Raw genomic sequence first — 13,508 nt, 5'->3', positions numbered from 1 at the left:
TTAAAGGAAGAAGTCCAGGCGGAAGTAGACCGGCGTTTCCCGCGCTTCGATGGCGGCGGGGCGCTCGAGCGAGTGGGCGAAGGTCACGCTGGCGGACAGGTGCTTGCCGCGGGCGAACAGCTCGACTGCATCGCTGGACAGCCGGCCGCTTTGCCCGCTGTTGTAGCGATCATGGCGAATGGCACCGACGTCGTAGGCCAGGCCCAGGCCATACTCGGTCAGCACCGGCCGCAACCAGTCCCAGGCCACCGGCCGGCTCCAGCGCACATCGTTGCGCCAGTAGTAGCCACTGTCGCCATTGAGGCTCTGGTCCTTGTAACCACGGATCGACGACTGGCTGCCCAGGCTCATGCGTTGCGGGCTGAACAGCAGGTCTTCGCTGCGTTGGCCGGTGACCAGGCTGCTGAACACCAGCTGCTCACCCCATAGCGTGAACGGCTGCAGGTAGCTGACCGTGGCGGTGTACTTGCGGTAGCGGGCGTTGGGCTGGCGCTTGCCGCTACTGCTGCGCTGGTCTTCACGCTGGGCATCGAGGGCGCCGATGCCGTCCTGCATGCCCAGGTCGAAGTTGACGAAGGCGTTGCCGAGACGTCGCCCGTGGTTGATGCCAAATTGCGCTTCACTCAGGCGGTTGCTGCTGGTGTCCAGCTTGCTGTCTTCGATGAAGTTGTTGGTGCGCAGGTAACTCAGGCCGGTGTTGAGCGAGGTCTTGCTTTGGGCATCGCGGTGGATCACCCGTTCCAGGCGCAACTGGTGGTTCTGGCTGTCACCGGTCTGCTTGAAATTGAACCCCGAAGCCTCGCCCAGCGAGCGGTACTCGCTCTGGCTATAGCTGTAGCTGAGGTTCCACCAGCCGAACGGCAGGTTGTAGTAGAGCATGGCGCTGTGCGAGGTTTTCTGGTGGTCGCTGATGGCATCGTGGCTGCCACGCAGCATCAGCTGGTCGGCCAGGCCCAACGGGCTGTCCCATTCCAGGCTGCTGCCCCACTGCTGCTCACCGGTACTGCGCTGGCCGTCGTTGCTGCGCGACAGGCCCACGCGCCAAGGCTTTTGTGGGGTATTGCGCACGACCACCTCGCTGCCCCCCACCGCTTTGCCCGGGGTCAACTCCATTTGCGCCTGATTGGAAGGCAGGCGGTTGAGCTGATCGACCATTTGCTCGATCTGGCGCAGGTCCAGCAGGTCGCCAACCCGGCCAGGAAAGCTCATGCCCAGTTCGCGCACCGACAGCTTGCTGCCTGGCGCCGGTTTCAGGCCTTCCAGGCGCCCCTCCACCACGATGACTCTCAGGTGGCCGCTGGACAGGTCCTGCTGGGGCAGGTAGGCGCGGCTGGTGACCAGGCCTTTGCCAATGTAGAGGTCGGTGATGTCCTTGAGCAGCGCGTTCAGCTGCGCGACACCCAGGCACTGGCCGAGATAGGGTTTGAGCAGGCGCTCGCGCTCCGAGGAAGACAGCGCATCGGCGCCGTCCAGCACGATATCGCTGATCGGAAAACATCGGCTGTCGACGGGCTTGGCCGGCGCGGCCGTTTCGGCGCCTTTGCCAGGCAGCTCCTTCAACTGTTCCAGACGCCGTTGCTGCTCTTCCAGCAGGCGGTTCTGGCGCTCACGAATCAGGTCCTGGTCGCCGGGTGTGCCCATCGGCGCTGCACTGGCGGTACCCACGAAAATGGCCAACAGGGCGCATGCGAGCCGGCCAACGGCACGCGGGCTCAGGGAGGGGGAAAGCATGTTCGATCCTTCGAAAGCAAAGCGGTAGGGCAAAAACGGCCGATGATGCTATTAGGCCTTTAATTTGATATCAACCAGACATCGACGCATGGCATGACTTTCCTGTTCCAGGGTTTTACCTGCAGCCGCAAGCCGTTCGAGCCGGTAAGATGAGCAACCTTTTGAAAAAATGCGGGTTCCCATGTCCCACGACGCACCCATAGGCCCGGGCCGGCCCAAGGACCTGGCCAAGCGCGAGGCGATTCTCGAGGCAGCCAAGGCGCTGTTTCTCAGCCTTGGTTATGCCAACACCAGCATGGATGCGGTCGCTGCGGCGGCAGGTGTTTCAAAACTCACCGTGTACAGCCACTTCACCGACAAGCAGACCCTGTTCTGCTCGGCGGTCATGGCCACTTGTCAGTTGCAGCTGCCCGACCTGCTGTTCGAATACCCCGAGGGGGCAGCGGTGGAAGAGGTGTTGTTGACTATCGCCCGCGGTTTCCAGGCGCTGGTCAGCAGCGATGAAGCCGTGAAGCTGTGCCGCCTGATCATGGCCCAGGGCAGCCTGGACCCCAGCTTCGGCGAGTATTTCTATGAGGCCGGGCCCAAGCGCGTACTGGCCGGGATGGAAGCGCTGCTGCGCGGGGCGCATGAGCGCGGGCTGCTACGTGTCGACAACCCGCGGCGCGCGGCGGAGCATTTCTTCTGCCTGGTCAAGGGCGCGCCGGACTATCGCTTGCTGCTGGGCTGTGCGGGGCCGCTGGAGGGCGACGAGGCCGAGGCCCATGTGCGCGAAGTGGTCGGGGTGTTCTTGCGGGCGTTTCGCCCCTGATACCCAGCGGAGCGGCCTGGGTCGCGAAGGGCTGCTAAGCAGCCCCGGCAGTGTTTGTGGCGAAGCTGTAGGCCGGGGGCCGCTGCGCGCCCCATCGCGACGCAAGGCCGCTCCTACAGGGGTATTGCAGCCCTTGGGGTCAGGCCTTCAGCGCCTTCTTCGGGTAAATGTCATACCGGCTCGACTTACCCTCCAGGCTGTGGCTCGGCTTCGGCCCGTCGATGATCGGCGCCTTGCGCGGGCGCTTTACCACTACCCGATGGCTGGCCAGTGCCAGGGCCGCTTCGAGCAGGGCCGGGGCGTCCAGGTCGTCGCCTACCAATGGCCGGAACACGCGCATTTCTTTCTTCACCAAGGCGCTCTTGTCGCGGTGCGGGAACATCGGGTCGAGGTAGATCACCTGCGGCGCCTCCCCTTCCCAGGCACGCATGCGCTCGATGGCATTGCCGGTCAGCAGGCGCATACGGCCGACGATCGGCGCCACCTCTTCATCGGCCCGGGCCCGCGCCAGGCCGTCCTCCAGCAGCGCGGCAATCAGTGGCTGGCGTTCGATCAGGGTCATCTGACAACCCAGGCTGGCCAGCACGAAGGCGTCCTTGCCCAGGCCGGCCGTGGCATCGAGCACCTGCGGTCGTACCCCTTGGGCAACCCCCACGGCCTTGGCGATCATCTGCCCGGTGCCGCCGCCAAACTGGCGCCGGTGCGCAGCCTGGCCCTCGACGAAGTCCACCCGTACCGGCCCCGGAGCCTGCGGGCCCAACTGCTGGATCTGCAGGCCATCGACGCCGACCTGCACGGCAAACCCGGCGGCCTCGTCCTGCAGCGGCAAGCCGAGGCGTTCGGCCCACGCCGCAGCTTGCGCCTTGAATTCCGCCGACAGTGCCTCGACCCGGATACCTGTGCCCTGCTCTTCCATCATTCACACCTGAAAATTGAACCCAGCCATTAAGGTATCGGCCATCACGGCCGATACAGGCAATATTCCGCTATTCTGCCAGAGCACAACGCGCGCGACTGCCATGACAGATACTCTTCCCATCGGCCTGACCTACCTGTCGCCTGTCGGCAACTACAGTCAGCACAATACCCAGGCACTCGGGGGCGTCAGCCACCTGTGGCAGGATTTTTTTGCCCGGGCCATGGCCGAGCAGCAGGAAGAGCCAGCGGATAGCGTCAGCCAGTCGTTCGTCCGCTACGACCAGGACAGCGGCGAACCCATCGGTGGCGCCCGCGCCCTGGCGCTGATCGACGCCCAGCGGGCCTGCCCGGTGCATGACACCGTGGTGGCACCGCCCGAGCCGTTGTTCCTGCCCAAGGCCGAACTCGAAGCCAACCTGCTGCCGCCTGCCCCCGAGCCGTTCAGCGCGGTCGAACTGATCGAGCAGCAGCGTCAGCTGGATATCAGCAACAGCTGGCTACGCCCGGTGGTGATGAGCCAGGGCCAGCCGCTTGCCGAGCCAGGCCCGGGCCCTGCCCCGCGGCCGTTGTTCCTGCCCATCGCCGAATTCGAGACCGACCTGCTGGACCCGGCGCCCGAACCGTTCGACGACAGCACCCTGGCCAAGCAGCAGACCGACCTGGCGTTCGACCTGCACTGGGCGCGCCCGGTGGTGCTGAACAACGTGCGCGTGCACGCCTGAACGCCCGAGGCTAACGGCACACCTGCCAGCGCCCCATGTCCAGGTGAAAGTGGTCACGATGCGCCGCGTTGTAGTCTGGCCCCAATACCGTGCTGAAACTGTCGCAGGCCGCCTGCTGTAGCTGGCGGAGGAAGTCCGCCTTGCGCCCGCCCGCCTGCCAGTCACGCGCCAGCACGATACGCTGACCGTTCTGCAGGCGAAAACCGCTGATATCCAGGGCGTTGGCCGTGGCGTGCTGGCTCAGGCTGCCCTGCTTGCGATGGTACAGGTTGCGGCAGGCGAAACTGCCCAGGTGATCGACCTGCGTTACCGGCTGGCCCAACACCCGCTGCGCCACCGGCTGCAAGCCGTGCTGCTCGAACAGCGCGTAGGCCACTGCCAGCGGGCAACTGGCGAGGAAGCTGCTACTGAGCCGCGCCTGGCCGCCTTCGATGCGCCATACGTTATGCAACGGGCAGTCGGCCGACGGTGGGCTGTCGGCTTGCGCGCGGTAGCGCAGGCGGCTGGTTGCCAGCGCCTGGCGACACAGCAGCGGGTCATCCCGCAGGCGTGACAGCTTGTATGGGGTCAGCAGGTTGGGCGGCTGGCGCACGTCCAGCGGAGCCCAGGGGTTCCACACCGACGGTAGCCGCCAGCCCAACTGCCAGGCAAGCCCGACCAGCGCCAGCAGGCCGACCAGCAGCGCCAGCGCTGCCCGCATCAGCGGCGGAACAGCTCGTTGAGCTGGGCGAACGGCAATGCCTGCTCAGCGTAGGCGAACGTGCCCTCTTGGCGAATTTTTAGCGCGGCCCGGTGGAACGCCCCCAGCGCGGCGCGGGCCAGCGACGAGCCGACACTGATACGGCGCACGCCCAGGTCCTGCAGCTGGTTGACGCTCAGCGGCACGCCTGGCATGCCCATCAGCACGTTCACCGGCCGTGGCGCAACGGCTTGCACCACCGCACGGATTTCCTCGACAGTGCGCAGCCCGGGCGCATAGAGCACATCGGCGCCGGCTTCGGCATAGGCCTGCAGGCGCTGGATGGTGTCGTCCAGGTCCAGGCGGCCGTGCAACAGGTTCTCGGCGCGGGCGCACAGGGTGAACGGGAACGGCAGGCTACGCGCGGCTTGCACGGCTGCGCGCACACGCTCTACTGCCAACCCGAGGTCATAGATCGGCACATCGCCACGGCCACTGGCATCTTCGATGGAGCCGCCCACCAGGCCCACTTCGGCAGCGCGCAGAATGGCCTGGGCGCAATCTTCCGGCAGGTCGCCGAAGCCGTTTTCCAGGTCCGCCGCCACTGGCAATGCCGTAGCGTCGACGATTTCGCCGGCATTGCCGAGCGTATCGTCCAGGCTCAAGGCGCCTTCGGCGTCGGGTCGGCCCAGGCTGAAAGCCAGGCCGGCACTGGTGGTCGCCAGCGCTTCGAAGCCCAGGCTGGCCAGCAGCTTGGCAGAGCCGGCATCCCAGGGGTTGGGGATGACGAAAGCGCTGTCACGCTCATGCAAAGCCTTGAAGGCTTCGGCTCGCAGGGTTTGCACATCCATGGTTCAACCTCCGGCAGTCAGGGAGTGCTCATAGTAGCCCCAGTTGTTCGACCTCGGGCGCACGCGGCAATTCCGGTAGCGCGGCAAGGCCTGGCAGGCGGCGCATCAGGCGCTGGTGAAAATGCTGGGCCAGGGCAGCAGCCAGGCGGTTGTCCGACGTGTGCAGGAACACGTAGGGGCTGCGGCCCTCCTCGATCCAGCTGGCCACCTTGGCCACCCAGGGGGTGAGAAACGCCTCGTTGGCCTCCAGCTGCGGATGGCCGATGAAGCGCACCTGGGGGTGCTGGCTGAACGCTGCGGGGCGTGGCGGTACCTTGGGCTTTTTCGCCTGCGCGTGCAGTACTGCCGGGTCGCGCGAGGTGCAACTGAACAGCGCACGCGGGTCCAGGCAGATGCGCTCCACGCCACGCTCGTGCAACAGGCGGTTGAGCAGCCGCTCTTCTTCACCTTTGGCAAAGAAGGCCTGGTTGCGCACTTCCACCGCCACCGGCACCCCAGCCTGATCGAGAAACTGGCAAAGCTCAGCCAGCCGTGCGGGGCCGAACTGCGCTGGCAACTGCAGCCAGTACGGCGATACACGCTGGCCCAACGGGGCCATCAGGCGGGTGAAGTCGCAGGCAGGCTCAAGTTGCTCACGCAGGTCGCTGGCGTGGCTGATATCCCGGGGAAACTTGGCGGTGAAGCGAAAATGTGCGGGCATGACCTGCGCCCAGCGGGCGATGGTGCCGGGGGCCGGGCGTGCATAGAACGTGGTATTGCCCTCGACCGCGTTGAACACCTGGCTGTAGAAGCCAAGCATTTCATTGCTGTTGGCGTCGGCGGGGTACAGGTAGTCGCGCCAGGCGTTTTCGCTCCAGGACGGACAACCGAGAAAATAAGGCAGGGGGGATGGCGTCATCCCTCAAATGTACAGGTCCAGCCCCAGTACATCCATGTCCCAGTCGGTAAAACCGGCAGTGCTCAGGTAGCTGGCCAGCGCCGTGGCGGTGCGACGGTCGCGGGCACGGGGGAAGATCATGTCCTGCTGGCGGGCCGGCAGGCCACCGCTACGGCGGCGTGCAGTGGCGTCCTGCGGGGTGGCTTCTGCCTCCTCGACCAGCTCGGCGTCTTCGATGGCCTCGTCACGCACTGCAGCCTTGCGTGGCGTGCGCTTGAGCGGGTAGGACTGCGGGGTAAAACCGTCGATACGCATGGCATCAGCACTCAGGATCGATGATGGCAATTTAGCAGCATCAGGAATCCATCGCTAATGCTCGAGTGATAACTGGACCACAGATCGCGCAAAAGGTTTTCGGCTGTCGGCGCTAACCGACGAACAGCACTCAGAATTTTTTTGGCGTCGCCACGTTGTCGCGCAGGTACACCGGTTGCGCCTGGTCGGCGGCGATCGCCTCCCCGCGCGCCCAGGCGAAGCTGGCCAGGCTGAGGATATCCACGGCATTGGGCAAGGCACCGGCATTGCTCGCCGCCACTTGCACTGCCAGGCGCTCGGCATAGCCCCAGCCGGTACCGGCACCGAACCACTCGCCAGTGCTGCCCGCCGGCAGCGCCACCTGTCCGGGTGGCAACACCGCTTCGTGGCCGACCAGGCGCATTTCGCCCGCCGTGGCCTGGTAGCACCCCCAGTACACCTCGTCCATGCGCGCATCGATGGCGGCAGCCACCTGCTGCACGCCTTGCTCACGCAAGGCGCCCTGGGCCAGGGCGGCCAGGTTGGATACCGGCAACACCGGGCGCTGCAGGGCGAAGGCCAGGCCCTGGACCACGCCAATGGCAATACGCACACCGGTGAACGCACCCGGGCCGCGGCCAAAGGCGATGGCATCCAGCGCATTCAGGGCCACGCCAGCGTCAGCCAGCAACTGCTTGATCATCGGCAGCAGCTTCTGCGCATGCATGCGCGGGATCACCTCGTAATGGCTGGTTACCTTGCCGTCATGCAGCAGCGCGACGGAACAGGCTTCGGTGGCGGTATCCAGGGCCAGCAGGGTGGTCATCGAACAGGTATCCAGGTGCGAAGAAAAAAGAGCGGCAGTATAGAACAGTGGCGGCGTCGTGTCCCTAAAGGGCCGCCGTGCGGCCTCAGCCGAAAACGACCACGGCCCGCAAGCGGGCCGTGGTCGGGTGCGTCAGGCGCTGATCAGCTCAGGGCTGCCAGGACCTTGGCGGTGATGGCTTCGACCGAACCGACGCCTTCGATGTGGCTGTACTTCGGCTTGCCGCCATTGGCAGCCGACAGCTTCTGGTAGAAGTCCACCAGCGGCTTGGTCTGGCTGTGGTAGACCGACAGGCGATGGCGAACGGTTTCTTCCTTGTCGTCGTCGCGCTGGATCAACTCTTCGCCAGTCTCGTCGTCCTTGCCTTCCACCTTCGGCGGGTTGTACTGGATGTGGTAGGTGCGGCCCGAGGCCAGGTGCACGCGACGGCCAGCCATGCGGCCGACGATTTCCTCGTCGTCCACGGCGATTTCGACCACGGCGTCGATGTCGACACCGGCAGCGACCATGGCTTCGGCCTGCGGGATGGTACGTGGGAAGCCGTCGAACAGGCAGCCCTTGGCGCAATCAGGCTGGGCGATGCGCTCCTTGACCAGGCTGATGATCAACTCGTCGGAGACCAGCTGACCGGCATCCATGACTTTCTTCAGTTCCAGGCCCAGCGGGGTACCGGCCTTGACGGCGGCACGCAGCATGTCACCGGTGGAAATCTGGGGGATACCGAACTTTTCGGTGATGAACTTTGCCTGAGTACCTTTACCGGCCCCGGGAGCTCCCAGCAGAATTACGCGCATCTCGTGCTCCTCAAATTTTTTTATGAAATTCAATGGATTCGGCGACCAGGGCCAAGTCCGGAAAATCGGGTATGACCATAAATCGGTCAGAAGGCTGCTCAAGATACACAGCGCCCGGCAGCCAGACAAGCGTCCCAAAGTTGCAGGAATGCGCCACCTACGGCTTGCCTGGCTGGCGGTTGCGCCCGGCGCAACCGCCCTCCTCGTGCAGCTGCATGGCATGCCTGGCATGCCCCCGGGATACCTTGCGCCGGCCCTCAGCCGGTATTGCGCAGGCCCGCCGCGATGCCCGCCACCGTGACCAGCAAGGCCTGCTCCAACGGGCTGTCCAGAGCGGCTTCGCGGCTGCGCGAGCGGGCCAGCAACTCGGCCTGCAGGCGGTGCAGCGGGTCCAGGTAGGTGTTGCGCAGGCGGATGAATTCCAGCGTCTCGGGGCTGTGCGCCAGTAGCACCGGCTGCCCCGTCAGGCCGAGCACCACCTGGCACGACTGCGACAATAGGTCGCGCAGGTGCGCGCCCAGCGGCAGCAAGTGCGGTTGCACTAGACGTTCGTCGTAGGCTTCGGCGATCTGCGCATCGGCCTTGGCCAAGACCATCTCGAGCATGTCGATGCGGGTGCGGAAGAACGGCCATTGCTCGCGCATCTGCGCCAGCAGTTCGCCCTGCCCGCGGGCCAGGGCGTTGCTCAGCGCGGTTTCCCAGCCCAGCCAGGCCGGCAGCATCAGGCGGGTCTGGGTCCAGCCGAAGATCCACGGGATCGCCCGCAGGCTTTCGATGCCACCGGCACGACGCTTGGCCGGGCGGCTACCCAGCGGCAGGCGCCCGAGTTCCTGCTCTGGCGTCGCCTGGCGGAAGTATTCGACGAAGTCGGGGTTGTCACGCACCACGCTGCGATAGGCCTTGACGCCATCGGCGGCCAGCTGGTCCATCACCTCGCGCCAGGCCGGCTGCGGCGGCGGTGGTGGCAACAAGGTGGCTTCGAGCACGGCGGCCAGGTACAGGTTGAGGTTCTGCTCGGCGATGCCCGGCAAACCGAACTTGAAGCGGATCATCTCGCCCTGCTCGGTGGTGCGGAAACGCCCCGCCACCGACCCCGGCGGCTGCGACAGGATGGCCGCATGAGCCGGGCCACCGCCGCGGCCAACCGTGCCGCCGCGGCCATGGAACAGCAACAGCTCGACCTGGTGCTCGGTACAGATGCGCACCAGCTCTTCCTGGGCCCGGTACTGCGCCCAGGCCGCGGCGGTGGTACCGGCGTCCTTGGCCGAGTCGGAATAGCCGATCATCACTTCCTGGGGCCCGCGCAACCCGGCGCGATAGCCCGGCAGGCCAAGCAGGCGCTGCATCACCGGGCCGGCGTTGTCGAGGTCAGCCAAGGTCTCGAACAACGGCACCACGCGCATGGGCCGGGTCAGCCCGGCTTCCTTGAGCAGCAGTTGCACCGCCAGCACATCCGAGACGGCACCGGCCATCGAGATGACGTAAGAGCCCAGCGAGGCCGCTGGCGCGGCGGCGATTTCCCGGCAGGTGGCCAACACCTCGGCAGTATCCGCCTGTGGCCGGAAGTGCGTGGGCAACAGGGGCCGGCGGTTGTTCAGCTCAGCCTGGAGGAAGGCGATACGCTGCTCTTCATCCCAGTCGGCATAACGGCCCAGACCCAGGTAGTCGGTAATTTCGCTCAGCGCATCACGGTGGCGGGCGGCGTCTTGGCGCACGTCCAGGCGGCCGAGGAACAGGCCGAAGGTAACCGCGCGGCGCAGGCAGTCGAGCAGCGGGCCTTCGGCAATCACGCCCATGCCGCATTCGTGCAGGGACTGGTAGCACAGCTCCAGCGGTGCGATCAGCTCGCGGTTGTCCACCAGCACGTCGGCACCGGCCGGCTGGCTGCCGGCCAATGCCGCATGCGCCCAGGCCCGGGTTGCCCGCAGGCGCTCGCGCAGTTGCTTGAGCACGGCCCGGTAGGGTTCGGCGCTGTCGCCGACCCGCTCGCGCAGCGCCGCATTGGCCTGCTGCATGGACAACTCCGAGGCCAGTGCATCGATGTCGCGCAGGAACAGGTCGGCAGCCATCCAGCGCGCCAGCAACAGCACCTCGCGGGTGACCGCTGCGGTCACGTTGGGGTTGCCATCGCGGTCGCCGCCCATCCACGAGGCGAAGCGGATCGGCGCGGCTTCCAGCGGCAGGCGCAGGCCGGTGGCCTCCAGCAGGGCCTTGTCGACCTTGCGCAGGTGGCTGGGGATGGCGTGCCAGAGTGAATGCTCGATCACCGCGAAGCCCCACTTGGCCTCGTCCACCGGTGTCGGCCGGGTGCGGCGGATTTCCTCGGTGTGCCAGGCTTCGGCGATCAGCCGACGCAGGCGCTCGCGCACCTGCTGGCGTTCGCCTGCGGTCAGGTCGCGGTGGTCCTGGGCGGCCAATTGGCCGGCAATGGCGTCGTACTTCTGGATCAGGGTGCGGCGCGCCACTTCGGTGGGGTGCGCGGTGAGCACCAGCTGGATATCAAGCTTGGCCAACTGCCGGGCCAGGGCATCGTCACTGTGGCCCGCCTGTTTCAGGCGCGCCAGCAACTCCGGCAGCACCCGGGCTTCGAACGGCTCGGGTTGATCGGCATCACGGCGGCGGATCAGCTGGTACTGCTCGGCCATGTTGGCCAGGTTGAGAAACTGGTTGAAGGCCCTGGCCACCGGCAACAGGTCTTCTTCGGCCAGGTCGGCCAGGGTCGAACTCAGTTGTTCGGCAGCGCCGCGGCGGTCGGCCTTGGCACTGTGGCGGATGTCCTCGATCTTCTGCAGGAACGCCTCGCCATGCTGCTGGCGAATGGTTTCGCCAAGCAGCTCACCCAGCACATGGACATCTTCTCGCAAACGCACATCGATATCGGTCATTGGCCTTTCTCCGCCGCAGCTGTGGGCACCTCTGCCGAAGAGTGCCCACAGCCGGGCGGCAATGGCAAGCCGTGGTCGGGCAAAGCAAACTAAAGTGAAAGCACAGCACTCCCATGCCATGCACACCAGCAGGCGTAAACAGAGGCCATCATGAAAATCCGTGAACTTGCCCAGCACTGGGAACAGAATGCCGCCGGCCCCCTCAGCCGCACCGGCCATGTCCTGCACCTGGACCTGGAATCCGAAGCGCGCCTGGCCGCGCTGATCGACATGTACCCCAAGCGCACCGCAGAGGAACTGCTCGGTGAACTGGTCGCTGCCGCCCTCGAAGAGCTGGAAGCCAGCTTCCCCTACGTGCAAGGCCGCCAGGTCATCGCCACCGACGAAGAAGGCGACCCGTTGTACGAAGACATCGGCCCTACCCCGCGTTTCCTTTCGCTGTCACGGCAGCATCTGCACAACCTGAGCAACCCTGCGGACGACAGTGAAAAATAACCCCTGCAGCCTGTTCCGGGCCTGCTCAGGCCCGGGATACTGCGGCCGCAACAGAAAGTTCCGGTCACACCCGCGCTGACCGATCAGTCAGAAATAGTTGCCTGAAAACGGCACTTTTTTCTGAACTATCCGAAAAACGACTCAGTCACAGCCAATAGCCATCACGCTAAAACCCTGCACACCGGCGTTGTGCACCGTTGAGCTGAAGCGCGCGGAGGTCAGGGAATAGCGATGGACTGCTACGGACAACGTCGTAAACAGGAGTGATCCAATGGAACTGACCATCAACAAATCCCGCATTAGCAAACCGTCATCCACGCAGGTGCGCGGGTTCAGGCTGGCCGCGCTGGCCCTGGGCAGTAGCCTGGTCCTGGCCGGCTGTGCAGGCAACCCGCCGACCGAGCAGTATGCGGTAACCCAGTCTGCCGTGAACGCTGCCGTCAGCGCTGGCGGCACCGAGTTCGCCGCCGTGGAAATGAAGGCGGCCCAGGACAAGTTCAAGCAGGCCGAAATCGCCATGCACGACAAGAAGTACGACGAAGCCAAGCGCCTGGCCGAGCAGGCCGAGTGGGACGCCCGCCTCGCCGAACGCAAGGCACAGGCGGCCAAGGCCCAGAAGGCCGTGCAGGATGCCCGCCAGGGCGTTCAGGACGTACGTGAGGAAGGCCTGCGCAGCGCTCAGTGAGCCCTGCCCCGCCAACCTCTGCCTTCGCACACGATCAAAGGATGAACACTATGCGCAACCACGTCATGATTCCCGCCCTGCTGGCCCTGAGCGTCGGCCTCGCTGCCTGCTCGCACGACCCGAATGCCAACCTGGAAGCGGCCCGCAGCAACTTCTCCGCGCTGCAGAGCGACCCACAGTCGAGCAAGGTCGCGGCGCTGGAAACCAAGGACGCCCAGGATTGGCTGAACAAGGCCGACAAGGCCTACATGGAGCGTGAAGACGAGCAGAAGGTCGACCAGCTGGCCTACCTGACCAACCAGCGCGTCGAGGTGGCCAAGCAGACCATCGCCCTGCGTACTGCCGAAGGTGAGCTGAAGAACGCCTCGGCGCAGCGTGCCCAGGCCAAGCTGGATGCCCGCGATGCGCAGATCGCCAAGCTGCAGGAAAGCCTCAACGCCAAGCAGACCGATCGCGGCACCCTGGTCACCTTCGGCGACGTGCTGTTCGACTTCAACAAGGCCGAACTCAAGAGCAACGCCTACCCGAACATCACCAAGCTGGCGCAGTTCCTCCAGGAAAACCCGGAGCGCAAGGTGATTGTCGAGGGGTACACCGACAGCGTTGGCTCGGCCAGCTATAACCAGAGCCTGTCCGAACGCCGCGCCAACAGCGTGCGCATGGCGCTGGTGCGTGCCGGCGTCGACCCGGCACGCATCGTTTCCCAGGGTTATGGCAAGGAGTACCCGGTAGCGGACAACTCGAGCAACTCGGGGCGTGCGCAGAACCGTCGGGTGGAGGTGACCATCTCCAACGACAACCAGCCGGTGGCCCCGCGTTCGGTGAGCCAGGTACAGCAGTAAGGCTGGCTAGCTGGACTGACAAGCCCCGCGATCGAAGCGGGGCTTTCTTTTGCCTGAACTGGCCTGTTCGCGGGCACGCCCGCTCCCACAGGTACGGC

General features: G+C 65.5%; 14 protein-coding genes. 5 read left to right on the top strand and 9 right to left on the bottom strand.

Annotated features, from left to right (window positions below; all coding sequences use genetic code 11):
• A complete protein-coding gene (locus tag HU763_RS05710; RefSeq protein ID WP_186687178.1) occupies window positions 1-1,731 on the bottom strand; it encodes a ShlB/FhaC/HecB family hemolysin secretion/activation protein in 1,731 nt (576 codons plus the stop codon).
• 169 nt (window positions 1,732-1,900) lie between these two features.
• On the opposite strand from HU763_RS05710, the gene HU763_RS05705 reads away from it, so the two are divergent.
• Complete coding sequence (locus tag HU763_RS05705) at window positions 1,901-2,542, top strand: TetR/AcrR family transcriptional regulator (protein WP_170028593.1); 642 nt, start codon at window positions 1,901-1,903, stop codon at window positions 2,540-2,542.
• A 139-nt stretch (window positions 2,543-2,681) separates the two neighbouring features.
• On the opposite strand, the gene HU763_RS05700 is transcribed toward HU763_RS05705, so the two are convergent.
• Window positions 2,682-3,458, bottom strand: coding sequence for a class I SAM-dependent methyltransferase (locus HU763_RS05700; protein WP_186687476.1), 777 nt, complete (start codon window positions 3,456-3,458; stop codon window positions 2,682-2,684).
• A gap of 103 nt (window positions 3,459-3,561) precedes the next feature.
• Between HU763_RS05700 and HU763_RS05695 the strand changes: the two genes are divergently transcribed.
• Window positions 3,562-4,182 (top strand): energy transducer TonB, encoded by a 621-nt coding sequence (locus tag HU763_RS05695; RefSeq protein WP_170028591.1) that lies wholly within the window; start codon window positions 3,562-3,564, stop codon window positions 4,180-4,182.
• Window positions 4,183-4,192: 10 nt separating this feature from the next.
• Here the strand turns inward: HU763_RS05695 and HU763_RS05690 are convergent, their stop codons facing one another.
• From HU763_RS05690 to ppc, 7 genes are all read right to left on the bottom strand, one after another.
• A complete protein-coding gene (locus HU763_RS05690; RefSeq protein WP_170028589.1) occupies window positions 4,193-4,882 on the bottom strand; it encodes an extensin-like domain-containing protein in 690 nt (229 codons plus the stop codon).
• Window positions 4,882-5,712 (bottom strand): isocitrate lyase/PEP mutase family protein, encoded by an 831-nt coding sequence (locus tag HU763_RS05685; RefSeq protein ID WP_186687181.1) that lies wholly within the window; start codon window positions 5,710-5,712, stop codon window positions 4,882-4,884. The genes HU763_RS05690 and HU763_RS05685 overlap by 1 nt, the downstream gene beginning before the upstream one ends.
• Before the next feature lie 28 nt (window positions 5,713-5,740).
• Entirely contained in the window at window positions 5,741-6,610 is an 870-nt protein-coding gene (locus HU763_RS05680) for a DUF72 domain-containing protein (protein WP_186687183.1), read from the bottom strand.
• 3 nt (window positions 6,611-6,613) lie between these two features.
• Complete coding sequence (locus tag HU763_RS05675; RefSeq protein ID WP_170028583.1) at window positions 6,614-6,904, bottom strand: hypothetical protein; 291 nt, start codon at window positions 6,902-6,904, stop codon at window positions 6,614-6,616.
• Window positions 6,905-7,034: 130 nt separating this feature from the next.
• Window positions 7,035-7,709, bottom strand: coding sequence for a tRNA (adenosine(37)-N6)-threonylcarbamoyltransferase complex dimerization subunit type 1 TsaB (gene tsaB, locus HU763_RS05670; protein ID WP_186687186.1), 675 nt, complete (start codon window positions 7,707-7,709; stop codon window positions 7,035-7,037).
• A 143-nt stretch (window positions 7,710-7,852) separates the two neighbouring features.
• Window positions 7,853-8,503: an adenylate kinase gene (gene adk, locus HU763_RS05665; RefSeq protein WP_170028579.1), complete on the bottom strand. Its 651-nt coding sequence runs from the start codon at window positions 8,501-8,503 to the stop codon at window positions 7,853-7,855.
• 257 nt (window positions 8,504-8,760) lie between these two features.
• Window positions 8,761-11,388, bottom strand: a complete 2,628-nt coding sequence (gene ppc / locus HU763_RS05660) for a phosphoenolpyruvate carboxylase (protein WP_186687188.1) — start codon at window positions 11,386-11,388, stop codon at window positions 8,761-8,763.
• Between the two features lie 150 nt (window positions 11,389-11,538).
• On the opposite strand from ppc, the gene HU763_RS05655 reads away from it, so the two are divergent.
• From HU763_RS05655 to lptF, 3 genes are all read left to right on the top strand, one after another.
• Window positions 11,539-11,883, top strand: a complete 345-nt coding sequence (locus HU763_RS05655) for a pilin assembly protein (protein ID WP_170028575.1) — start codon at window positions 11,539-11,541, stop codon at window positions 11,881-11,883.
• Between the two features lie 271 nt (window positions 11,884-12,154).
• Window positions 12,155-12,568, top strand: a complete 414-nt coding sequence (locus HU763_RS05650) for a DUF4398 domain-containing protein (protein WP_170028573.1) — start codon at window positions 12,155-12,157, stop codon at window positions 12,566-12,568.
• A 50-nt stretch (window positions 12,569-12,618) separates the two neighbouring features.
• Complete coding sequence (lptF, locus tag HU763_RS05645) at window positions 12,619-13,410, top strand: lipotoxin F family OmpA-related lipoprotein LptF (RefSeq protein WP_170028571.1); 792 nt, start codon at window positions 12,619-12,621, stop codon at window positions 13,408-13,410.
• Window positions 13,411-13,508 lie beyond the last annotated feature (98 nt).

The organism is Pseudomonas anuradhapurensis (assembly GCF_014269225.2).
Lineage (GTDB): Bacteria > Pseudomonadota > Gammaproteobacteria > Pseudomonadales > Pseudomonadaceae > Aquipseudomonas > Aquipseudomonas anuradhapurensis.
Note: the sequence above shows the minus strand (reverse complement) of the source record. Positions and strands in the feature narration are given on the sequence as shown.

Coding starts and splice junctions, on each gene's coding strand:
- HU763_RS05710 (WP_186687178.1), bottom strand. CDS start 1,731: ATGCTTTCCCCCTCCCTGAGCCCGCGTGCCGTTGGCCGGCTCGCATGC.
- HU763_RS05705 (WP_170028593.1), top strand. CDS start 1,901: ATGCGGGTTCCCATGTCCCACGACGCACCCATAGGCCCGGGCCGGCCC.
- HU763_RS05700 (WP_186687476.1), bottom strand. CDS start 3,458: ATGGAAGAGCAGGGCACAGGTATCCGGGTCGAGGCACTGTCGGCGGAA.
- HU763_RS05695 (WP_170028591.1), top strand. CDS start 3,562: ATGACAGATACTCTTCCCATCGGCCTGACCTACCTGTCGCCTGTCGGC.
- HU763_RS05690 (WP_170028589.1), bottom strand. CDS start 4,882: ATGCGGGCAGCGCTGGCGCTGCTGGTCGGCCTGCTGGCGCTGGTCGGG.
- HU763_RS05685 (WP_186687181.1), bottom strand. CDS start 5,712: ATGGATGTGCAAACCCTGCGAGCCGAAGCCTTCAAGGCTTTGCATGAG.
- HU763_RS05680 (WP_186687183.1), bottom strand. CDS start 6,610: ATGACGCCATCCCCCCTGCCTTATTTTCTCGGTTGTCCGTCCTGGAGC.
- HU763_RS05675 (WP_170028583.1), bottom strand. CDS start 6,904: ATGCGTATCGACGGTTTTACCCCGCAGTCCTACCCGCTCAAGCGCACG.
- tsaB (WP_186687186.1), bottom strand. CDS start 7,709: ATGACCACCCTGCTGGCCCTGGATACCGCCACCGAAGCCTGTTCCGTC.
- adk (WP_170028579.1), bottom strand. CDS start 8,503: ATGCGCGTAATTCTGCTGGGAGCTCCCGGGGCCGGTAAAGGTACTCAG.
- ppc (WP_186687188.1), bottom strand. CDS start 11,388: ATGACCGATATCGATGTGCGTTTGCGAGAAGATGTCCATGTGCTGGGT.
- HU763_RS05655 (WP_170028575.1), top strand. CDS start 11,539: ATGAAAATCCGTGAACTTGCCCAGCACTGGGAACAGAATGCCGCCGGC.
- HU763_RS05650 (WP_170028573.1), top strand. CDS start 12,155: ATGGAACTGACCATCAACAAATCCCGCATTAGCAAACCGTCATCCACG.
- lptF (WP_170028571.1), top strand. CDS start 12,619: ATGCGCAACCACGTCATGATTCCCGCCCTGCTGGCCCTGAGCGTCGGC.